At 33.6% G+C, this 22,741-nt stretch carries 24 protein-coding genes; 20 read left to right on the top strand and 4 right to left on the bottom strand.

What is annotated here, in order from left to right:
• Window positions 1-113 precede the first annotated feature (113 nt).
• The 8 genes from CXM95_RS17260 (at window position 114) to CXM95_RS17225 (ending at window position 5,899) form a co-directional block, all read left to right on the top strand.
• Complete coding sequence (locus tag CXM95_RS17260; RefSeq protein WP_101699481.1) at window positions 114-668, top strand: sugar O-acetyltransferase; 555 nt, start codon at window positions 114-116, stop codon at window positions 666-668.
• Between the two features lie 143 nt (window positions 669-811).
• Window positions 812-1,540 (top strand): SDR family oxidoreductase, encoded by a 729-nt coding sequence (locus CXM95_RS17255; RefSeq protein ID WP_101699480.1) that lies wholly within the window; start codon window positions 812-814, stop codon window positions 1,538-1,540.
• 908 nt (window positions 1,541-2,448) lie between these two features.
• Window positions 2,449-3,048, top strand: a complete 600-nt coding sequence (locus tag CXM95_RS17250) for a tyrosine-type recombinase/integrase (RefSeq protein WP_070415749.1) — start codon at window positions 2,449-2,451, stop codon at window positions 3,046-3,048.
• A gap of 48 nt (window positions 3,049-3,096) precedes the next feature.
• Window positions 3,097-3,789: a Fic family protein gene (locus CXM95_RS17245; protein ID WP_101699479.1), complete on the top strand. Its 693-nt coding sequence runs from the start codon at window positions 3,097-3,099 to the stop codon at window positions 3,787-3,789.
• Between the two features lie 339 nt (window positions 3,790-4,128).
• Window positions 4,129-4,347: a PBECR4 domain-containing protein gene (locus CXM95_RS19070; RefSeq protein WP_233499068.1), complete on the top strand. Its 219-nt coding sequence runs from the start codon at window positions 4,129-4,131 to the stop codon at window positions 4,345-4,347.
• A gap of 674 nt (window positions 4,348-5,021) precedes the next feature.
• Window positions 5,022-5,222: a cold-shock protein gene (locus CXM95_RS17235; RefSeq protein ID WP_101699478.1), complete on the top strand. Its 201-nt coding sequence runs from the start codon at window positions 5,022-5,024 to the stop codon at window positions 5,220-5,222.
• A 69-nt stretch (window positions 5,223-5,291) separates the two neighbouring features.
• Window positions 5,292-5,507, top strand: coding sequence for a hypothetical protein (locus CXM95_RS17230; RefSeq protein WP_101699477.1), 216 nt, complete (start codon window positions 5,292-5,294; stop codon window positions 5,505-5,507).
• An 86-nt stretch (window positions 5,508-5,593) separates the two neighbouring features.
• A complete protein-coding gene (locus CXM95_RS17225) occupies window positions 5,594-5,899 on the top strand; it encodes a hypothetical protein (protein WP_101699476.1) in 306 nt (101 codons plus the stop codon).
• A 597-nt stretch (window positions 5,900-6,496) separates the two neighbouring features.
• On the opposite strand, the gene CXM95_RS18750 is transcribed toward CXM95_RS17225, so the two are convergent.
• Complete coding sequence (locus tag CXM95_RS18750) at window positions 6,497-6,673, bottom strand: hypothetical protein (protein ID WP_158297434.1); 177 nt, start codon at window positions 6,671-6,673, stop codon at window positions 6,497-6,499.
• Between the two features lie 275 nt (window positions 6,674-6,948).
• On the bottom strand, window positions 6,949-7,587 hold the full coding sequence (locus CXM95_RS17215; protein ID WP_101699474.1) for a CPBP family intramembrane glutamic endopeptidase: 639 nt from the start codon (window positions 7,585-7,587) through the stop codon (window positions 6,949-6,951).
• A gap of 685 nt (window positions 7,588-8,272) precedes the next feature.
• Here CXM95_RS17215 and CXM95_RS19120 point away from each other — a divergent pair.
• Entirely contained in the window at window positions 8,273-8,395 is a 123-nt protein-coding gene (locus CXM95_RS19120) for a hypothetical protein (RefSeq protein WP_267892602.1), read from the top strand.
• A gap of 291 nt (window positions 8,396-8,686) precedes the next feature.
• Here CXM95_RS19120 and CXM95_RS17205 read toward each other — a convergent pair whose 3' ends face one another.
• On the bottom strand, window positions 8,687-9,595 hold the full coding sequence (locus tag CXM95_RS17205; protein WP_101699473.1) for a DUF4238 domain-containing protein: 909 nt from the start codon (window positions 9,593-9,595) through the stop codon (window positions 8,687-8,689).
• A 24-nt stretch (window positions 9,596-9,619) separates the two neighbouring features.
• Window positions 9,620-10,240: a recombinase family protein gene (locus tag CXM95_RS17200; protein ID WP_101699472.1), complete on the bottom strand. Its 621-nt coding sequence runs from the start codon at window positions 10,238-10,240 to the stop codon at window positions 9,620-9,622.
• Window positions 10,241-10,668: 428 nt separating this feature from the next.
• Between CXM95_RS17200 and CXM95_RS17195 the strand changes: the two genes are divergently transcribed.
• The 11 genes from CXM95_RS17195 (at window position 10,669) to CXM95_RS17145 (ending at window position 22,527) form a co-directional block, all read left to right on the top strand.
• Window positions 10,669-11,373 carry a hypothetical protein gene (locus CXM95_RS17195; protein WP_101699471.1) on the top strand — a complete coding sequence of 235 codons (705 nt, stop codon included), beginning with the start codon at window positions 10,669-10,671 and terminating at the stop codon, window positions 11,371-11,373.
• 281 nt (window positions 11,374-11,654) lie between these two features.
• A complete protein-coding gene (locus CXM95_RS17190) occupies window positions 11,655-12,032 on the top strand; it encodes a hypothetical protein (RefSeq protein ID WP_233499067.1) in 378 nt (125 codons plus the stop codon).
• Window positions 12,033-12,214: 182 nt separating this feature from the next.
• The gene (locus CXM95_RS18905) at window positions 12,215-13,111 is read left to right on the top strand and encodes an RHS repeat domain-containing protein (RefSeq protein ID WP_233499066.1); all 897 of its coding nucleotides are present in this window, start codon (window positions 12,215-12,217) and stop codon (window positions 13,109-13,111) included.
• Window positions 13,096-13,500 (top strand): hypothetical protein, encoded by a 405-nt coding sequence (locus CXM95_RS17180; protein WP_005233121.1) that lies wholly within the window; start codon window positions 13,096-13,098, stop codon window positions 13,498-13,500. Before CXM95_RS18905 ends, CXM95_RS17180 begins: the two co-directional genes overlap by 16 nt.
• 285 nt (window positions 13,501-13,785) lie before the next feature.
• A complete protein-coding gene (locus CXM95_RS17175) occupies window positions 13,786-14,580 on the top strand; it encodes a SufE protein (RefSeq protein ID WP_233499065.1) in 795 nt (264 codons plus the stop codon).
• Between the two features lie 898 nt (window positions 14,581-15,478).
• On the top strand, window positions 15,479-15,817 hold the full coding sequence (locus CXM95_RS17170; RefSeq protein ID WP_101699470.1) for a hypothetical protein: 339 nt from the start codon (window positions 15,479-15,481) through the stop codon (window positions 15,815-15,817).
• On the top strand, window positions 15,783-16,517 hold the full coding sequence (locus CXM95_RS17165) for a WxL domain-containing protein (RefSeq protein ID WP_101699469.1): 735 nt from the start codon (window positions 15,783-15,785) through the stop codon (window positions 16,515-16,517). Before CXM95_RS17170 ends, CXM95_RS17165 begins: the two co-directional genes overlap by 35 nt.
• Before the next feature lie 105 nt (window positions 16,518-16,622).
• Window positions 16,623-19,160 (top strand): WxL domain-containing protein, encoded by a 2,538-nt coding sequence (locus CXM95_RS17160; protein ID WP_158297433.1) that lies wholly within the window; start codon window positions 16,623-16,625, stop codon window positions 19,158-19,160.
• A gap of 299 nt (window positions 19,161-19,459) precedes the next feature.
• A complete protein-coding gene (locus tag CXM95_RS17155; protein WP_101699467.1) occupies window positions 19,460-20,470 on the top strand; it encodes a DUF916 and DUF3324 domain-containing protein in 1,011 nt (336 codons plus the stop codon).
• Window positions 20,471-20,507: 37 nt separating this feature from the next.
• Window positions 20,508-21,956 carry a helix-turn-helix domain-containing protein gene (locus CXM95_RS17150; RefSeq protein ID WP_101699466.1) on the top strand — a complete coding sequence of 483 codons (1,449 nt, stop codon included), beginning with the start codon at window positions 20,508-20,510 and terminating at the stop codon, window positions 21,954-21,956.
• 223 nt (window positions 21,957-22,179) lie between these two features.
• Complete coding sequence (locus tag CXM95_RS17145; protein WP_061053421.1) at window positions 22,180-22,527, top strand: DUF7006 family protein; 348 nt, start codon at window positions 22,180-22,182, stop codon at window positions 22,525-22,527.
• The last annotated feature ends 214 nt before the right edge of the window (window positions 22,528-22,741 follow it).

Raw genomic sequence — 22,741 nt, 5'->3', positions numbered from 1 at the left:
GTGTATTCTTTTGATCGAATTTTCATTATTTAATAGCTAAGCGATACAATATTCTTTCTATTATCAAAATCGTATAATTAAACTATTATTTTAAAACGAAAGGGAGTTTTAACATGAGTGAAATAGAAAAGATGAATGCAGGGGAAGAATATTTTTTTCTTGACGAGGAAATAGCAAAACGGAAAGCTCGGGCAGCAAAACTATGTCAAGAATTCAATCAAATATCTTCAGAAAATACCGAAGAACAAACTAAAAAGATAAAAGAAATCCTTGGTTCTTCTGGAAATAATGTATCTTTCCAAACGGGGTTTAACTGTGATTATGGTAAAAACATACATGTTGGAGAAGATTTTCTTTCCAATTACAACTTAACAATATTAGATATTGCGCCTGTAACAATTGGTAAAAACGTAATGATAGGTCCAAACGTTGATATTTATACGGTAAACCATCCGATTGATAAAGTAGGAAGACGGAATTATAAAGCTATTGCACTGCCAGTCAAGATAGGGGATGACGTGTGGATTGGTGGGAAAACAACCATTTTACCCGGTGTAACAATAGGAAATAACGTGATTGTAGCAGCGGGATCTGTGGTTACCAAAAATATTGAAGACAATTCAATTGTAGCTGGTGTTCCCGCGAAAATAATAAAGAAGTTACAATAAACACAAAAGGTTCGAATTTTGTTTAAAAGCTATCAAGATATTATAGAGGTATTCTTAAATAACATTCCGAGGTTCTGGAAAATAATTTTATAAGATTGAATTTTGATCTTAATAGAATCATAGATTAATAGGAGATGATCATAATGGGAAAACTATCAGGAAAAACAGCAATTATTACAGGTGCGAGCTCAGGTTTTGGGAGAGGTACGGCCTATGCTTTTGCTAAAGAAGGTTGTAACTTGGTTCTCACAGCAAGACGTGAAGACCGTTTGCAAGAGGCTGTTAAGGAGTGTGAAAAATTAGGAGTCAAAGCAATTTATGTTGTTGGTGATGCAAGAGATGAGCAGACATCTATTGATACAGTGAATGCATCAATCAAAGCGTTCGGAAAAATTGATATTTTAGTAAATAATGCAGGTATTGGTCGTGTTCAAAAAATTGAGGATACGACTATGGATGATTATGATTTAATTATGGATACTAACGTCAGGAGTGCATTCTCATTTACTAAGAATACGGTCCCTACAATGTTGCAACAAGGTGATGGTCAAATTATCATGGTTTCATCTGTTACAGGTATAAAAGGACACACAGATGAAGCAGCATATACTTGTAGTAAATTTGCACTACGAGGGTTTGCGCAGGCGTTAGATCAAGAGTTATTAGATAAAGGAATTAAAACTTGCGTCTTCTGTCCTCATGCAGGTGCAACTGAATTCGAAGTTGGGTATGGTCGGACTGAAGAGCAGGTTGCTAAATCAGGGCATTTAACGCCCGAAGACGTAGGTCAAGCATTAGTAAGTGTTTGTACACAAACTAAAAACTCTAGGATTGTTGAGCTACGATTAGCATCAAATAATGTGAGATATTAACTATAGTTCAAAGAGTCGTTTGTACACGTCTTAAAGATGAAATATAAACCTTCGATAATTTTTCATGTAGTATGAAATCGTACCTACTTTTGTGTTCATAAACTCGTAAACAAATCATTGTTCATTAAAAATTAGTTTTACGAGTATTCGTACAATACTTTGAAAGGGTCAGAAACTTAAAAGTTTTTGATCCTTTTTTGATTTCTCATTTCATAGCTCTTTCAGCAGCTCAATTTATTAGGTCAGAAAGTATTTCATTAAGAGGTCAACAGAGTATACCTTCTTGGTCCTTTTCAATGTTTGTGATATTATTAATTTTTTGAAAGGTCGACAAAGTTTGGCAACAGATTATTGAAATTAATCCATATTTTTAAATTTATAAAGATAATTTTGACGAATAAAATTGGATACCATTTGATTAAGCATCATCTAAGAACTACGTGCGCTAAGAAAAATGCAAAGGTTAAAGTGAAGCCAAAATAAAAAGAACATGATTCAGCGATCAAATTGTTTATTCTTGAGCTTAGAGGAAACAATTTGAGATATTAATTTTATACTACTTATGTTCTGAATATTTTCCATGAGTTGTGATTTCTAATATTATTATCAATCAGAATATGGTTCATCAAAAATGGGTATCTATCTTTTGTTAAAACCGAAATTTATCATTTAATAATTTTTATATCCTTATATTTAATATGTGCTATTATCATATTTCAATTAATGATAAATCTAAAAAATGCAAATGTGACACAATCAGATTCTGTCACATTCATTAAAATCGCTCCATCCTTAGAGGCTCTAAGAGGAAATCACTTTTCTTTTAGAGCCTTTTTTTTATAGCTTGTTTAAATGAGACTTATTATCTGTTATAATCATATTAAGTAACATTTGAGAGGTGGCTAAAAATGAAGAGCGTGGAACCGATTCGCGACAAAAAAAAGATCGATGCCATGAAAGCAATTTTGGCTTCCGGAAAATATGGGCAACGAAATTTAGTGCTTTTTTCGATCGGGATCAATACAGCCTATCGAATTTCCGATTTAAGACAGTTGAAATTAAGTGATGTGTTAGAAATTTCCCGTGGGCGGGTGATTGTCAAAGAACGTCTGGCCATGAAGGAACAAAAAACGGCCAAACACAATTCGGTCTTCATTTCGAACAAATTGCGAAAAGTGATTCTCGATTATGTTCAATCCGAATTTCCTGAGCAGTTGCAAGTACATGACTTCAGCAAGTATCTGTTTCCAAGTCGAAAGGGAGCAGATACGCCTTTGACCCGACAAAGCCTTTGGCGGATCATTCATGAAGCAGGAACGGCCGTTGGTTTGAAAGAAATTGGTCCCCATTCGATGCGCAAGACCTTTGGCTATTTTTTGTACAAGCAAGGGACCAAAACAGAAATCATTCAGTCGCTGCTCAACCATTCTTCACAACGGGAGACCTTACGCTATATTGGGATCACCCAGGAAGACAAAGATACCGCCGTAAAGAGTTTGGATTTATGACAGAATAATGCCCTATATAATAGAAGGAAAAATTCAAGAGGTGAGAAAATGAACGGAGAAAAGCGTACAAACTTTCCTGATAAATACCACTTATCTCGCAAAGAGTCGGTGTATTTATTGAAGAAAAACATTGTGGAACTGGTGTATAATGCTGGGAAATTTGAAGGATTGAATACAACGCTATTACAAACAGAAGAGATTATTAAGTATAATTGGGCCAATAACGTGGCTGTAGATGATGTCCTGACCGTCGTTAACTTAAAAAGAGGCTTTGAACTGCTTTTAAACGACGTACAGGAGCCCCTGTTAGAGACAAGTAAGCGTATTAATCGGATCGTTGCAGCAGAGGATGCTCTATTCCCTGGTGAAATCCGAACCGGTGGAGTAGAAGTATCGACTATTCAAGGTAGATATGTACCACCAATGTTAACTGAAACTGAGATAAAGGATCAGTATGATGAGATAATGAATCAAGATATATCAGAAACGGAAAAAGCTTTGCGCTTGTTTTTATTTATATCAAAAAATCAAATATTTTGGGACGGTAATAAGAGAACTGCATTGTTAAGTGCAAATAAGATTATGTTTAGAAATGGCTCCGGGGTATTATCCATACCTGAGACTGCTTTCATCAGATTTAATGAACTTTTATCAAAATATTATAATAGTAGTCAAGCTATTGTTGAAGTGGAAATGCTATCATTTATGTATGAACACAGTATTTTTGGTATAAATTATTAGCAAATAATTTGAATAAAAAGGTTGTACTCAATCTAGAAGACTTGTTTTTGAAAAGTTTTGTAATTTGATGAAACTAGCAAAGTAGCTGTTTTTCTCAAATTAAACGGCTATTCCTTTTTAAAGCTAATAATTAGTGAAGATTCAAAAGATGAGAATATAACAGTGTAGATAATTTGAGTATCTACTATAGCTGAGATAATCTTCGGTGCGCTGGAATGCACTGGTGGTTTGATCTTTAATAGGGTTGTGTGTGTACACCTCAAACCAGCAATTAAAACACTCATAATTTAACTTTTAGAGATTTCTTAAAGAAATCTCTTTTTTTGTAAAGAAAAAACAATGGGAAATAATGACATATTATATCAAGCAGCCAAAATTTTTGAAGAAATTAAATCCTATAAAATTGAGATTATAATAGGAAGAAAAGGTCATGCGGAATTATTCACAATTATTTTTGAAGATAGCGATTTTCATCATCTGGCTGGGCTACACAAATTAACTGACATAGTACAAGTCTATAAGCAAAATGCGAGCATAGTTTTCTCGAAAATGCTTTAAAGAGAAATATGCTTAAGTGATTTAGAAGCATCCTCTTTTTATCCTGTAATAGAAGACAGAATACTTTTATCTCTAAAAGAACTATTTTTTAATATAAATAGTATTTTCAAATTTAGAAAAGTAATGATTCCAAATAGTAAAATCCGATGGACATATCTTCTTGAATTTACCTATAATAAAATTGATGTAGGATATCTATTTTTGGAAGAATATAGAACAATGCCTACTAATTATGTGTATGTTTAAAATTTCAAGAAAAATATAGACTATGGATTTGGGCAGATCAAGTATTACATTGCTTCAAGCAAAAGCAATACATAAACTTTCAGCAGAAGAAGATGTTTGGTACAAAAATCTTGTATACAAAGAGTGACGGATCTCAATTCCTTACATAATAGATAATCATATTGCCACAGGGAAGGCTTTTTAAAGCCTATCATATATAAATATTACTAGATAATTTAGGTGCAAAATTTGTATTATTAAGCTTTGCTTTAGAAAAATAACTTATTTATCCAAAATTACATTTTCGTGTAAAAATGTGTTATACTAATTGTAGTGATATATTTTGAATCGTATTAAGAGTGCTATACTTAAATTTATACTCTCCTTTTGCTAATCAAACATTTATTGCAACAAAACGCATACTTAGAGATGCACAAGGAGGAAACAATATGAATAAAGGTACAGTAAAATGGTTTAATTCAGATAAAGGGTTTGGGTTCATTACAGGAGAAGATGGTCAAGACGTCTTTGCTCATTTTTCAGCGATTCAAGCGGATGGATTTAAATCTCTAGATGAAGGTCAAGCAGTTACTTTTGATACTGAAGAAGGTCAACGCGGCTTGCAAGCTACTAATATCTACAAAGCATAAAAGGATCTTTTAAACTCGTCTCAACATGTGTGAGGCGGGTTTTTTTCATACTTTAAAGGAGGGGTAAGAATGAGTTTTTCACAATGGAAACCACAAGAACCATCACTCGAAGGGCAAGCATTTCATAAAAATCAACAAGTCGTGTTTATATATAGAAAGAAACAAGTAGTTGGAACAATCATAAAATTACTAGGTAATTCTGCCGTTGTAACCCTATCAAATTCAGAAGTGACGGATACTACGGAAAGAACCGTTGTAAATTATAAAAATTTAATGGGTAACTGAAATCAATGGAAAATAATCTGAGTGAATTTGATAACTATCTATTTAAATGTAAATAGATAGCCGATTGTTTTGATTGGAGGAACAAAATGCAAAAAGAAGCTATTCATCAGTTAATTGTAAAATTGACACTTAACAAGAATTGGCTTAATGACCCAATAATAGTAAATCAGGTGAAATTCTTAGGAGACCAGCTTTCTTGTACACGACGTTCTCCAATTAATTATAATCAGATTAAGGGAATCAATGTTTATTATCTGGATGGTTCGAAAAAAATGTACACTTCTTTAAAAAGTTGCTGTGAGGGGGAGAAACTCTTCAAAGGAACCATCCAGAAGTACATTTTATCTGATTCACCAATAGCAGACGGAAGATATTTCCGTATCATTCGTTAATTCTATAAACTTCTTAATCTACTCTCGTAAGAGTAGCGTTAGATATTTCTTTATATCAAGAGGATGGATGATGAACATTTGGGTTCAGTTTTAGTTTATTAGAAACAAATAAACAAAAAAACTAGCTATAATCAGCTAGTTAAATTATTTATACATAAGAGAGTTACATCTAGATTTAGCTTCCTCTAAAGTAGAAAATTTTTCGATATCAATATCGTATATAAATAATTTGAGTTGAATATTGCGCAACTCTTTCAAATTTAGCACGGCAAATGACGTGATCAAAGGCGGTCTCGATTGAAAATCAAACAAACTTGTTTTTGCTTTTGACGAATATAAGCGATAGTCTGAACTAAAAACTTCTACTGGGTAAAAATTAGTATTCATATTTGAACACCTACTTTCATGGTACTTATCCAGTATAGCACTTTAAAGAAGACAAAAGTAAAAACAGAAAAAACGTAAGGGATTCCTAAGTATTATTTATACACTGTTGCTTGATCAATTAATACTATTTCTACACCTTAATAAGTTAATATATCAGTGATTTGTTGATGTAGACTGATGATGGGATACTTCTAATGGAACTTCTAAGTTTTAACCAAATAATGATGCAATGCTACCGATTAGCAGAACTGCTGCAGCAATGAATATCAAAGCACAGATTGCTCTACCTATTATAGATTTTCCTACTCGCAAGCCGTAGCCTGAAAGTAGTGCAATAATGAGCATGATGAAAATAACAATGATTGTCTGGGTGAGGGTTGCAGTCATAGATTAGAACCTGCTTTCTAACAGATTTTATTTTTTGTGTGCATTTGTTCCATATATTCTAAATTTAATCGTATCCCCTGATTACTTATCCGTGGAAAATAATAGTAAGCCGATTAATTCGATTGAGTTTGTGCAACGAAATTCCTTTGTTATAGATCATTTGGTTATAAATTGCCGTTAAATACTTACAACTTATCATAGAATAAGCTCTATTGAAACAATCATAAGTTATATTGACGAATATTATAATTAATTAGTGGAAGTCAGTTAAAATTTCAAGAGAAAGAACTTGCTATGAGTATAGCAACAATATCAAATAATAAATGGATAGTCCAACTAGTAATAATTGAGTTACTTTTAATTGCTGCTTGATTAAAGAATAGTCTTGCAACACCTTGTATTAATAATATATGAACGAGAGTATGAAGAATGTTTCCATTGTTGTAGGTAGAATAGTGAATTAATCCAAAAATAACTGCTGAAAGTAAGCTGGCAATAGGTACATTGAATTTACTGGAAAAAATTGACAGAAAATAAATGGAGAACAGTTCTTCACCTAAAATCATAAACGGTAAAATAAGTAGTAGTGAAAGCTGACTAGCTTCAACTGCGGAGTTTCCGCTTAGATCCCATTTAAGAATATTTTGAAGAAAAATTGTAGCAGCAAAGCTTACCACAATATTTAAAAAGAAGTAAATAAGAATATTTTTGAACGGAGCAACTGGTTTCGAAAATAATTTTTTCAAGCTGTTTTTTCCATAGACATAACGAAAAGATATAAGGCTTGTGACTGCCAAAGAAAATATACTTACTATTGCAGGGCCATACAGCAATCCGATTAAACCGATAATAACTATAATTGTTCCTAAAACAACCTTTTTTAATTCAAGATCTCTATTTAATATTTTGTTCATATATTTCATCTCCAAATGTATGACTTGTGAAACAAAGTTCAATATACACCTATTTATAAAATAGACAATATTATTTAATCTCAAAACAGTAAAAAAACGCTTTAATGAGAATAAATTTATCTAATTATATCTTAGTTGAAATTAATTGGATAATAATAAAACTTGAAATTAGAAAGTAACCTTATTTTTCAAGTAGTTTGTCTATTTTAAAAGTCTTATTCACTTATTAATATTGTAGAGGGAAATACCTATTTTATGAACACACAATGATTGGATTTGGAAAAACAAGTAAGTGTTTTTGCAGTAATTGAAAATAGCTACTTTCTTTTTATTGCGAAAAAATAAAAAAACAATTTCTATGTCTTAGTTAGAATACGTGTATTGCTTGCAAAAACAGAATTTATAAAGTAGGGTAATTAAGCAACATGCATTAATCTAAGAAGAGTACCGGCACAGAAAACTTGGGGAAGTTTTTCTGGACTGCGCCGAGTACTCTTCGTTTTTTTATTTTAACATTACTCTTGCTTAATAAACATTAGAATATGAAAAATTATATTCAACGAACAGAAAATATCAGAACGTTAACTTATTGGGATTCCATTAACCAAAAAGAGAAGAAAAAGTCAAGCAACTTGAATAAAAAAAAGATATACGGCATATACTGTCTTGTAGGAGTTGATTAACTATGATTATAAAAAATAGAAAAATTAGAGAAGTTAGAGAAGTAGGTAATTCAGTGATTGTAACTTTATCTAGAGAAAGCTTACTAGAAAAAGGTTTAAAAACTGGAGATACTATATCAGGGTGAATTTGATGAGTTAAAAGAGGCAACAACATATATATTAATAAAGAATTCAGCAAAGATCGGTTCTAAAAAACAGAAGTAAAGTAGTGATTCAGTTAGTTTTGGAGCATTAGTCTGCTTTTCATTTTAGTTTACATAAGATATATTATGCAAAGATTAAGATGTTAAACAGCTTAAAATCAAACTGTTATATACGTGCTAAATATTTATGTTAACTATAACCTTATTTTATTATAAATATTATTACATGGTAAGATGTAAATATCTTTAAGAAATAAATTTGCCGGTAGTTATTTACTCCACTATTAAATGAGAGCCGAATTGTTTTACTATATCTAAATCTTTCTTTGTGAATACAATTACAGTTTGTCTTGCATTTCGTAGTGTCAAATGATTAATTTTTCTCACCATATTATCGTCGACTATATTGAAGTTTGATTTGATAAGTACACGATTATTTTGTAATCTTAATTTTGTTGTTCCTAAACATAGGCTGGGAGCAATTGGTATTAAATAATCAATATCTTCAAATTTATTAACTAATATTGGATTATCTCCTAAAAAAAAATTTCCCTTCCCTTCCGACATGTATATTTCAAGTTGATAATTGTTCATTAAATGTTCTAAGATAACTTGGATTCCACTATCGCTATTTCCTTTTAAAACGTGTAATGCGATTTCTAATTCTTCACCATTTAAATGGCTTTTTGCATGTTCTACAGCCATCATTTGAGATCCAATAATCTGTCTATACATTATTGACTTCATGAATAATGGAATATTGTCATTATCGTAAAACATTTTTTTTATATAAGGGCTACGTATTAGTGTTAAGGCTATATGACTAAGTAGGGCTGCTTCATTACTTGGCCACTCATTTGTTTTAATCATACGCAGAAAATCTGAGGTTGATTTATTCGAAAGTAACAATTCTATTAATGACTTAAATTTTTTCGATATATCGTTCTCAAATTTGGAATATAGGTCTTCTATTTCATTCCGATTGATATAATTTCCTTCTGAATCTTTAGATTCATATAGATCAATTTCCTGCATTATATCAGCAGTTTTTTTTATTGATACTTCTAAAGGTTTTTTCTTTAGATCGATTATCAAACATTTACCTTTTGCAACTTCAAAAGGGCGTATAGAAAATTGCGGAATAAAATGCTGTCTTTTTGTGAACTGCTGTTTTTGTTTCATATTTTATCTCCCTTCCACTAAGCTTTAATTCATAGGAAAATCACTACTGAGGTCCCTTTTAATTCTATATACTGTTTGTCTAGTTATATTATAATTTTTAGAAATAGTTGAGATAGCAACTCCATTCTCAAGATCCTGAACAATGCTCCTATAAACAAGGCGACGTTGAGGGTCTTTTGTGTCTGCACTGTATAACTTAGGGCGACCTTTATAGACGCCGTTTGCTTTAGCAATCTTAATACCTTGTGCTTGGCGACGTTTGGATTCGGTACGCTCTTGCTCAGCAATCATGGCCAAGATTTGAATGATTAAATCTTTGATGAATTTATCTAAAAGAGGATTTCCGATTGCTTCAGCCATGATCGGTAAACTAGTGATAATGAGTCTCACATTTTTCTTCTTTAGATAATTAACTGAATCGATAATCTCGTCATAGTTCCGCCCAAGTCGATCGATGGCTTCTACAATAAAAACATCTTGCTCTCTAACAAAATCTAGAGCTTCCTGAAAAATCGGTCGATGAGTAATAGTTGCTCCAGATTGTTTCTCGATGAAAATTTTTTCGGCACCAAATTTTTTCATTTCCTCAATTTGACGTTGCTCATTTTGATCAATCGATGAAACTCGGATATATGCAATTTTCAATAATTTCTACCTGCTTTCTCCAACCATATAAAATACACCCTAATCATACATTGAAAAACCTTGTTTTTCAACTATATTTCCGTGTCTATTTAGGGTACACCCATTTCATACGAATTTAGCAAAGCGTTAAATATTTCAAATTACTTTTTGTAAATAATAAGCACTTTAATAATTTTACTAATTAAAAATAGTAAAACCTTGAATAAATAAGGTTTTATTATTGCATTTAATCTATACTTATATCAATTGACATTCTTTACTCCTAGATTCTTTGATAACTATATAAACTGGTTTAACCACCAGTCTATACACATGTATTAAAACACTATATACTCATATTCGTAATATTTATTTAATTTCAGAACTTTGAATTATATTAATTAATTCAATTTGGATATATAATCAATTAAAAGGTGGGAATAGAAATAGTGAAAATAACTTACACTCAGGATGATTATAAAAAGATTAATTTTGTAAATACTCCTGAAAGATATAAATTTTATTTTAGACGCTCCGGTGAGGATATTGAAGATTATCTAATCTATTTGTTAAATCAAATATTCTGTTTTTCAAAAATAAAAAAAGCAATAGTTATTGAAAATAACATAGAAATAAAGATTCGAGATCTTTACGCTCCTCTTAGTAAAGATGATTTCTTTGAGTATTGGGGAGACGAGATTGTTTTTTTCTTTAATAATGACGATATAATACTAAAATATAATATAGATGATGACTTTTTTATTATAGGTGTTAAAGACACAGTTGAACGTAATTTTTTTTTAGATATAAAACAGATTGGATTTTTGCCTATTTCAGAGTTTGTTGCTCTAGAAAATTATTTTTTAATCGAAGAAGACAAAGAAAAAATGTTTTATTTATATGGTACAGTACCACATAAATATTATGAGAAAAAAGCAACAACTTTAAGTCAATTAACAAAAGGAATAGTTGCTATACTCAGTGTGATATTTACATTACTAATAATGACCTCTTTACCCTTTTTAGATAAAAATGAGTCTGAAGTTTCTTTTATAGAAATATTTTTGATGATGGGTATTTTTTTACTTATATTTGGATTTCTTTATTTTATTGCAAAAATAATAAAACACAAGTACTTCCAAAAGAAGAAATAGCGATAATTTTACTTCACATAACTGTCCATTTATTAACCAGAACGATTTTTAGATAATCCTAACAACTATTAAAAGCCCTCAGAATCGCTCTGAAGGCTTTTTTAGCTCAGTATAATCTGCGAGTATGGTAAATAATGGGTAAAACAACCAGTTTCTTATATTTACTCTCCAAAGTTTTTTCACATAATAGATGCTTATACTATTCTGAATTTTACTGGTTTAAAGATAGTAATTGCAACAAGTTATAACTTTTGTTGTAATTATTTCGAAGAGGTGATTTCATGAAAAATATAAAAGTTCGAAAAGCTGGAAATTCAGTAGGTATTATTTTGCGGAAAGAAAGTGGTTTACAAGTTGGGGATTTATTAGGTTATAAACAAGATGGGAAAAAATTAATCTATGAATGGGAAGTAGAGCTGGAAATTCCTCTTGAAAAAATAAGAAAATTTGTTCAATCAATTGAAGCATCTTTAAGAATGGTCAGTGAATTTCCAGAAATGCATGAGGAAATTTCGTCTGTATATAGTTTATCAGAATTAACTTATAGAATTTTGATAGGGAAACAGTTTGCTCTATTTTATCGTTTAAATCATGATAAATATGATTTTATAAAATTAAGGACTACGGCTACCGAAATTCCCACAATTTTCGAGCAATAATTTATATCATTCAAGGCTTGATCTTCCAAGTAAAAAAAAGCAGTTAAGCACTCTGCCTAACTGGTTATGACTAAATTTTTAGTTGTATCTTTCTCTACCAATACTAAATGTCGAAGAGCCATTTTTGAGTTCTCCTTATTTTTTTGGAAAGCGTAACTAGGTACGACGAGGACAACCGACGATTGTCTAAGAAGATTAATGGACAGATAACGAACTACCATTATGATGGTGATAGTAATGATGTGCTGTATGAAACAGATACGAATGGGCAAGTTTTACGTCATTATATCTACTCTGATGACAATATTCGCTTAGCTATGAAGAGTGGAAAAAACAAGGTATACTATCATTACAATGGGCATGGTGATGTGGTGGCATTGACGGACGAAAGCGGTCAGCAAGTAGCCAGTTACACTTACGATGCGTGGGGAAACGTTCTAACCAGTGAAGCAAAAACGGAACTAGCGAAAAGCAATCCTTATGGTTATGCCGGATATACGTACGATGCTGAAATCCAACAGTATTATTTAATGGCACGGTATTATCATCCGGCACATGGAGTTTTTACCTCTCTTGATCCTGATCCAGGGGACGAAGACGATCCATTGACCATGAATGGATATACTTACGCGGACAATAATCCGGTGATGAATGTTGACCCTAATGGGCATTTTACGATTGTAGCTGGTCTAGGGATTTATATAAGTGCAAAAGTGATTTTTACTGGTGTAACTATGTTAGCTGGAGCAGGTATAGGTTATTATTCGGCGAAAAAACGACCTTATAACAAAAATAAAAAATCTACACCAAATCTTTCTTATAAAGGCCCTAAGGGATATAGAGGGAAAGCTAAAACAAAAACTCAACAAAAAAATGGTAGAACACACCAAAAAAGGATTTATGATAAAAAGGGAAGCCACGTGTTGATATCGATTACAGTAATCACGGTAATGCTAAACGACATCCCCATGTTCCACACAAGCACAGCTGGAAGAATAGAAATGGAAATGGCCAAAAGTACCCACGATATAATAGGAAATTTAATAAAAGGAGATGATGTGAATTGTGGAGTTATGTAAATAATTCGGATGAAGTAGGATATTTGAATGAAAAGTATGGGAATTTTCATGATTCATTTGTTGAAAAAATGGAGTTTTACTCAGGTATGATACTAAATTTAGATGGATCGCTATCCTATGCTAGTATTAGTATGTTAACCGGTGAAGAAGGTATGGAAAGTGATATATATGAAAACGCAAGTCTATTATTGTTATTAAATTCTCTAGAAACATCTTCCAAGGTCGTCCTCAAATTTCAAGGAGTACTAGATTTTAATTATAATTTTTCATTTAGAAGCGATAATCTGCTAGATGAACCTGCTTTAGATTTTAAAGGTTACAGATTTCATTTTAAAACTAATTTATTTAACGTATCTTCAAAAAATATGGCGTACAAAATTATTTTATGACCTACTTAACTCACGGAATTTTTATCTAACTAAATCTCGATTTAGAGAATCTATAATGTGCATGCCCACTTGGACAGTAATCCATTGAACAAATTTGTTTCATATGGATAAATTCCGGTAACAATCACTACTTGGGTAGGATTTTTCGTTGCTGTAAAAATTACTCGAATTGTTATAATATGGATTGTTGAGTTTCTTTATGTTTTCCGATTAGTTAAAAGAACGCGGGACGGTCACAGATCTTAGAGCTATCATCAACGACGAAAAAAAGTGCAGGTGCATATGATGAGAGAATTACCATTAAAAGATAACCTAACAATCTTAACTACACCCACAGAAAACAATTTATGTATATTTTCAAAAGAAAAAGCTACTATTAAAATTTTTGAAGAAGATAAAATAATTCATACTTTTGAGAATGAACTGTTCGAACAAAAGGAAATTAAGATTCATGGAATTATGATGTATAAAAATGAATGGTATCTATTTTTTTCGATGGATGATGAAGAGGCTATCTTTATAAATAATTCTATTACTGTATTAGGAAATGGAATACTAAATATAGTGCCATCTCCAAGCGGAGTATTAGTTGCGTATAATGAAGAAGGAATACTATCCGCAGAAAACGATTGGGCTCACTATGGATTAGTAGAATTCAATATAGATTTAAATAGATTTAATGCGGTACTCCCTCATCATTTAACTTCGACATTCATTGATCTAGGGGCTATATCTACAACATCCGCTAATGGTGATATCTTTTTAATCGCATATACTGATGCAGAAACACAAATAATGATTAAATGTAATTTGTATAGCCATTTAACTGAAGTAAAAGAAATTGGGTGTGACGCTACCATATTTGAACTTCGACAATTTAATGATTATATTTGCGTTTTTGCAGAAGATTCCATTTACTTATTTGATAAAACTATGTGCTATATTAAAAAAATAGATATTAGTGAAAAAGTAGGACACGAGATATATAATGTTTATTCTAGTAAAAACAATATTATTTTTGAAACAGAGGAAATGTATATTGTAGCCACTATGGGTGAACTGCTAAATAGCATAATATAGTCTAAAATGTTATCATCATTATTTAATCATTGAATTTACCAATGAAACTGCAACCTAATATGTGAGAGATTAAAGTCAGACCAAGAGTGAGATACAATGGATGATGACTAAATTATTTGAAGAATATGGTGGGGTGCGTTGAAAAGTGCAGCAAATTATGCGGTTTATCTGTTAATAATATCCAAATGATTAAATCATCAAGGTGTTTAGGAATCTATTTAAAAGAGTGTTCAGAAAATAACTATTTTTTGAGCACTCTTTTTAGATACCATAATTGCAGTAAAGCTTTTTATTTTTATGTCCTTAAACTTTTAAATTAAATGATTGTTCATTTGAAAATCATTTTTATAAGTATTTGGACAAATTCTTAACGGGGTCAGAAACTTAATAGTTTTTGATCCTTTTTCTATATTAAACAATAGAAGAATAAATTATATTGATAAATTTCATGTTATAAAAATTCCCTCGTGGTTTTTAGTTATTTCATCTGTCTATGAAAAAAATGATTTCAAATGGATTGGAATTCCATGTAAGCTAAGTCATGTAAGAAAGAAGTATGCATACAAACTTACGGAAGAAGTGCCAAAAACCTTCGTTTTTTAGAATAGATATTTGTTATGTATTCTATAAAATAGAAAACCTATTCTAACAACTTTTCCAAGACATTCGATGGTATCGGATGTCTTTTTTTATTGTCCTCTCAAATACGAAGAATTATGAGACATATCAGTTGTTTTTATAAGAAATTTGAAAAGTTGATAGAGAGGGAATAATTGGCTTAACTGGAGTGTATATACCTACAGGAAAACCTGATTCAAAACCACCAGAAATACGTTGAAACGTAGAGTTTTAAAGCACTCGATACTATTTACACAAGTTCAAAAAGAGGTGATCATATGTGCAATTATTAAAGAGGAAATGTATTTGGTTTTGTTTATTAGCATTGTGGATTTTTGTCCCAACTGTTTCTGCCCAAACGGTTCAATCGAATAGTTCGATTACCTTTCAAAATATCATTCAAGACGAAATACAGCCGGAGCCACCAAAAGGAGATCAGGCAGACATTCAAGAAATCCCCACATACAAAAAGCCAGAAAGGCTTCCCCAGTTAATGTCTATAACAGAAACACATATTGTGTTTCTAGGAAGCATCTTGTTGATCGTTTTTGTTCTATTAAAGAAAAGGAAAGAAGGAAAAAGAAGTGAAAAAGAAGTATTTAGCAATTGGATTACTTAGCAGCTTGTTGTTTGGAAATGTTGTTACAGCTTCAGCCGAACAAATTACAAGAAATGCAGAAACAGAAGGAGAAGTAACTCTTTCGATAGTTGATGATGTTGACACGGTCGATCCAGATCCAGACCCAGACCCAGATCCTGGAATTATCATTCCCCCAGTACAAATCGGGGAGTTTTCCATAACATACGTGCCTACTTTAAATTTTGGGATGCACGATAATGTTCATTCAACAGGTTTGCTAAAATTTGAGGCCCTGGCAGAGTCCTTTGAAGTGAATGATGAGTCTGGGGAAGAAGTTTTGCGTCCACATTTTGCTCAGATTCGTGATACCCGTGATGTATCAACAGGATGGACATTGAGAGTTGAACAAGTAACACCATTTACCAATGATAATAATGTGCAATTGAATGGTGCATCCATTACGTTTAGTAACCCAAGACTTTCTCAAGCCTGGGATTCCGAGGTTGCTATTCACTCAAATCCTGTCACTATTTCGGCGGAACATGGCAGCCAAATTCTTATGGGTGCAGAAGTGCTTAACGGGCGCGGATGGAATTCGATTACCTGGGGAACGTTAAATGGTGAGGTGAATCCGAATATTGTTTTAGAAATTCCAGGAGAACGAGCAAACGGCCAATTCACAAGTGAATTGAATTGGAGTCTAAGCAATGTCCCTTCTTCGCTGGCCCCTGTTATTTAAGAACAACGAAAAACGTATTGGCAGAATATTGTTGGTCTCTTTTATATGAATGAGATCAACAATATTTGTAAGAAGATTATTTCGTTGAAATATGAGGAGAAGAAAATGAAGAAATTCATAGTTTTAATAGCGATATTTTCTTTAATCAGTCATTCATCCCCATTGCTAACTTTTGCTCAAACAGTATCTATAAACGAAGTCTATGAGGAAACTAGCGATTCTTTCATGGAAGATAGTGTTGAGAAAGGTAGTGATCATAATGAGGAAGATGAAATACAATCAAGCGATAAAGTGGCAAGAGATGACGCGGTTTCTCCCAGTGATAGTGGTAGGGACACTTCAGAAAGCAAGCAAGAAGAGAATGCGGTTTCTTCTGAAACCCGTTCTTCCGCAGGCCAGTTGATCACTGGCGTATGGGGGACAGTTCCATGGACCTATGATTTGGTATCGTCAACAATCGTTCTCAGGGGAGGCGAGGTTGGGTTGACCGGACTAGCGCCTTGGAAAACCTATACTGATGTTGAACAGATAATTCTTGAAGATCGAGTCATCCTGGATAGTAGTGCTACAAGCTTGTTCAGTGGATTAACTCAATTGAAAAATATACAAGGGATTGAAAAGTTTGATACTGCTAATGTAACAAATATGAACTCAATGTTTCAAGGAGCAAGTAGTATAACAGAATTAGATTTGAGTCAATGGGATATGTCTAATGTTACCAGTACTACCACAATGTTTGCTGAAATGTCCAATTTAAAAAAACTAGATATAAGTTCATGGCATCGCAGTATCCAGGTTATTAACATGTTTAGAGCGACATCTTTCGAGCAACTCACTTTAGGTACCGGAACAAGAATTAACGGTACCTGGTTATCCAATATACCGGCAACGGAAACCTATACGGGGCGTTGGGTACTTCAAGATAGTTTGGCTAGTTCAACTAATTTTGTTTCATTTGCTAGTTCAACTGCATTTATGTCTGGATATAATGGTGCGAATCCTGGCGTATATGTTTGGGAAGAAACAATTGATCTTGAAGCACAAGTAAGGCCCCAGACAATCCTTCTAGGAGAGGGAACCCAAGACATTGATTTAGGCAGTGCGATTCATACGGTAACGGCAGATGGTGTCTTGTTGTCTTCAGGGGAGTACGATGTTACTTACATTGACCCATCCTCCTATCTTTATATAGGTGATCGATTTAAAGATGTGACCATTACATATCGAACGGTGCATACGTTATCTGTCCGCATTCCCATTTCCGTTCGTTGGGGCAACACAATACGTTTACGTGGAACATGGGCGAATAACTTCGAGGAGTGGCGAACAATAGCCGCTTTTACACATCACGTTGGAGAATCGGGCCCCGAACTGTCCCTATCGCCAGGACGCGGTGGGACAAACCCAACTACACCAATGATCCAACAGTTGCCAAATCAAGAGTTTGCTTCACTTCATGCATACTCAGGCTCCGCCACTATTCTTGTAAACCAAGGCCAACATTTTTTTGACTTTACGTTGTCTACTCAGCAAACACCTGCCGAAGCACAACAAAATTTTGAAAATGCGGTGGGAGAAAATGGACGTCTGCAGTTAACGGTTGGTGATATCGTCAGCGCGACGCACTTGTTTTCATCAGGAGAGGAATTTGATGGCGCCTTAGCTGGCTTCTCTAATCTAGAATGGAATGTACTTATGCAAGATGAAGCAGAAGAACATGTAGGCACAGATCACACGGATCATAAAAATAGTGCATTTTATGAAGTGACAGCAACTAACCTAAGACCGTTAGTGATCAATCAGTTGAAGCCGTTGCTGAACAATGAGGTTTGGCAATATATTTCTGAAGAGGAGTTATTGGTAGTAGCAGAAAGTTTTTTTGATTTTGACATTGCTGAAGGGTACGTTTCCATAGCGGAGATCATTGAAATGCCTGATACGAATCAGCCAGGAGATTCATCCATGGTTGTTCGAGTGCAAGAAAAGTTATCCTCTGGGCAATACGCTCAAATGGATTACACCGTTCCAGTAACAATAAGGCCGTTACAAGTCTCACCTAAAGATCCAGAGAATCCTCAAGAAGAATTGCATCCAGAGGTGATGCCAGAACTGCCAGAAAATCAAGGATTTTTAAGCATTGATTTTGTTCCTACGATTCAGTTTGGGGATCAAGAAATATCGTATTTTGCACCGGAAACACTATACGCCGAACCATTAAGAACAACAGCAAATGAAACACGTGCAAACTTTGTACAAGTTTCTGATAGACGTGGAAGAAATCAAAGTGATGGGTGGCGCTTATCTGTGAAACAACGAGAACAGTTTAAGAATAGCGGAACAGGGCATGTTTTAGCTGGCGCTTCTTTGCAGTTTCATCATATTCAAGCAATAGCAGTGTCCGGTCAAGAAAATCAGCCTACCCATTCAGAACAGCTCTCGCTCCTTCCGGGTGTTTCATCTACTGTCGCTCAGGCACAAGCAGGATCGGGATTAGAAACGTGGTTATTTGCCTTTGGTACAACAGACCAAGCAGATGAGAGTGTTGTACTGCACTTAGCGTCCGAACAGGAACGCCAAACTGGAACATATGAAACCACCTTGGAGTGGATTCTTCAATCGGTCCCTGATAATGTCATTCAATGATAGAAATCAACTGGATTCGTACTTCATCAGATGTTCAAACAGCCTAACATCCAATAAGAAATCATTTTGGTTGTTAGGCTATTTTTTCTGTTTGGCCATTTGCGAGGATTACAAGCGAGAGGACTCTGGCGGTACTGCTCCTCATTAGTAATCATGATGGTCAATTTGTGCATCGTCCCATACACAAATCGAGCGTATATGATTTATGAGTTTTGCTATGCTGGGGAGGAATTAGACACTCATGGTAGAAGCAAAAGAAATGAAGGCAATCCCCGTGGAATATAGAGAGGAAGATCGTTATGAATAAAATACTATTTAACAGTAAGAAAACTATGATGTACATAGTGGTAATTTTTATATTGACCCTGTTTTTTGGTCCAGTTGCTTTTGCTGATCAATCTGCTGGTTTTTCAGTTAGACCGATTCTGAGTGAAAATCAAGTGAATTCTGAGGTAGGCTATTTTGATCTGAATCTTGAGCCTGGAGAAAGCCAGACGTTATCCTTGGAGTTACGAAATATGTCTGATGAAGAGATCAACTTATCAATATCCGTACATACAGCTTTTACAAATGTGAGTGGTGTAGTGGAATATGGTAGCGACGCCGATGTCCCAGATGACACCCTACCATTTTTTTTGGCTGATTATATTCAAGGAGATGGCAAGATTACTCTTAGTGAAGGGGAGACGAAACAAGTAGATCTCTTATTGACCTTACCAGAAGATAAACCATTTGAAGGTGTTCTAGCAGCAGGAATTCGCGTGGAAGAAATCAAAGATAGCGAGCATTTATCAGAAGAATCAATGGCTATTGAGAACACACTGTCTTATGTTATGGGCCTCGTTGTATCGAATAAGCGGGAGCAACTTTCTCCCGAGCTAGATCTCTTAGCTATCTATGCGGATCAATTAAACTTTAGAAATGTGTTCAGTGCTCAGATCCAGAATCAATCGGGGACGTTTGTTAATCAGTTAGAGGTTATTGCCTCAATTTATAATGAAGATCAAACAAAACGCCTCTATTCCACAGAGGCATCAGGAATGCAAATGGCGCCGCACTCCAATTTTGCCTTTCCAATTCCTTTGAATGGTGAGTCATTTGCTCCAGGTACTTATGTCCTTCATCTACAAGCAAGTTCTGGAGAACTGGAATGGGAGTGGACGAAATCATTTGTGGTAGATGATCAGACATCTAAGACATTTAATCGACAAGATATAACTATTCCTAGCCAAACTAATTACTGGTTATTAGTCTCGATTTTTCTTGTTATACTATTACTCTTAGTGATTCTTATAAGGAAAAGAAAGTAACCTCAGAAGATTGCATAGTGATAGGAGGCCAAAATAAGTGGATTCTCTAGCAACAAAACTAATACTTAATGCACATAGTAAACGATCGTTACAGTTGCTTATGTTACTTGAAGTTAATTCAGATTTGACCTTAAGCGAAATCTCTCAAAAAGCAAATTTAAGTAAGCGAACAATTCAAGCTGATCTTAATGATTTGAGATACTTGTTTGGAGATGCGATCGACTTAAACGGATCTTTGTCGGGAATGCGAATGACCATCCATGATTACGAATGCTATTATGCTAAAAAAAAACTATTTTTTGATCAAGAGCCACTGATTAGAATGGTAACGTCCTTTTTTTCTAAGAAAAAAATGACGTTACCGGAGTGGGGGGCAGAACTGAATTTTTCTCTATCAACCCTTAATCGGATGCTCACTACGTTGCGTGACGAACTGGCAGAGTACCATATTGAACTGATTACTTCTCCATTATCGATCAGAGGAGAAGAAGTGATGATTCGAAAATTTTACTGGGATCTTTTCTGTGAGTCCACGTATTTTGAATTTGACGATTCATCTGAGTTGTCTAGCAAAATTGGTCAGTTATTTCCCGATATTTCTTTGAAAAAAGTGAAAAAAATTATTCATCTTACTTACCAAAGGATGGGAGAAGGAGAGCTGTCTTTTCCCGTTCATGTGCGGGAATTTTTAACAAATAGTTATTTATATAAAGAAATACTAGCTACCCTTTGTCAAATGAGCCGATTTAAGAGGGTGCCTTATGACAAACTTGAAGATGAAGCGTTTTTTATTTGCATAATGGTTTACGCGCATTGTGACTTTCGTGGCAAAACCAACGTACCATTGACTAATCTATCCCAGACAGCAGCCAATGTTGCCGATGGATTATATGAGATTTTGAGAGAACGTTTTTTGTATCTAGGCATTAATTGCGATATTCATGAAGTGTATGATTTTTTATCACGACAATATGCAAAAGTATTACTAGAACCTATTTATATTAAGAATGATTGTGTTACGAATAAATTTGCTCAATCGCTAGATTCAGATTTATTCGACTACTTAAAAAATTATTTGAACAGTTTGAAAGAATCAAATTATTTTACGGGTGCGTGGGTTTCTGATTTTTGTGGGTCGTTGATTGTTTATTTGTATCTAAACAAAAAAATTGGTCGCACGCATGAAATTCTTGTTATTCTTTCAAACGGATCATTAATAGATGAAACTGTAGCAATTCTTTTGGAGAGATTTTTCTATCGTAGATTAACGATTGTATATGAAGACACTGACTTAGAAAAAAAAATCAAAGGGTTTAAAGGGCACTTACTAATAACGAATATCATCCCTTTTGAATATCAGGTACACACAAAGACGAAACTTGTTTATTTGCCACGAATTTCTAAAGTGACTGATATTGGACTTTTTTTTCAATCGATCCTTGAAGATGAACTCTCATTTACTCATTCACAAATGATGTGTGACTAATCTTCCCTAGGTTTCTTTGTAGTTGTATATGCCTATAAATACATGATAGCTACCTGAGTAGTTTATGTAAGATCCTGATGCTCGGTTTATACAGATGATTTTGAATGATACGAGTAACGAATAGGGAATAGACAAGAATGACGGCAATGAAAAGTATAAAATATAATAAGTGGTTTGGCTGCACCGAATATACCATGTTAATCGTTTAGAAAGGAAAATAAATATGCTTCTATTCACGACAAAAAAAGAGTATACGGACTATTTTTGGCAAGAATTGGGTGATTCTTGCGCTGATGAAATTGAACTTCAAGAGTATATTGATCAACAGTTCGTCAGACTGGTAGAACTGACTGACAATATTTCGAAAACATCATTCTGGCAAGATTTTCCAGAAATACTTGGGTTGGATGCAAAGCTGAATCTTTTAGTGGAGTTATGTAAAATTCACGAATTTACCAGTGCTGACATCATTCGAATCACTGAAAATGATTATCGAACCTATTTTAAGGAACTATGCGGGTATGATTTAAGTATGAAAACAAAAAATTCAATGATATTCAATATTTCTTGATTGTTGAAAGAAGTTAATTAGTGTTGTAAGACTTCCAGAAAATATTTCGATTTTCGAAACAATTTAATTACGTATGCGATTCGCGTTGGCAGCTGTTACAAAGAGAAGAATGAAATTAAGAAAGCGCAATTCCATTGGAATAATTACAAAGAGACTGAATGGAACTACATTTATAACAGTAGAATGAGATAACCCTTTCGAGTTGGAGTTTTTG

Origin of the sequence: Enterococcus sp. CR-Ec1 (genome assembly GCF_002850555.1) — a bacterium.
Taxonomy (GTDB): domain Bacteria; phylum Bacillota; class Bacilli; order Lactobacillales; family Enterococcaceae; genus Enterococcus_D; species Enterococcus_D entomosocium.
The sequence above is the reverse complement of the archived record's forward strand: the minus strand, read 5'-3'. Positions and strand labels throughout refer to the sequence as shown.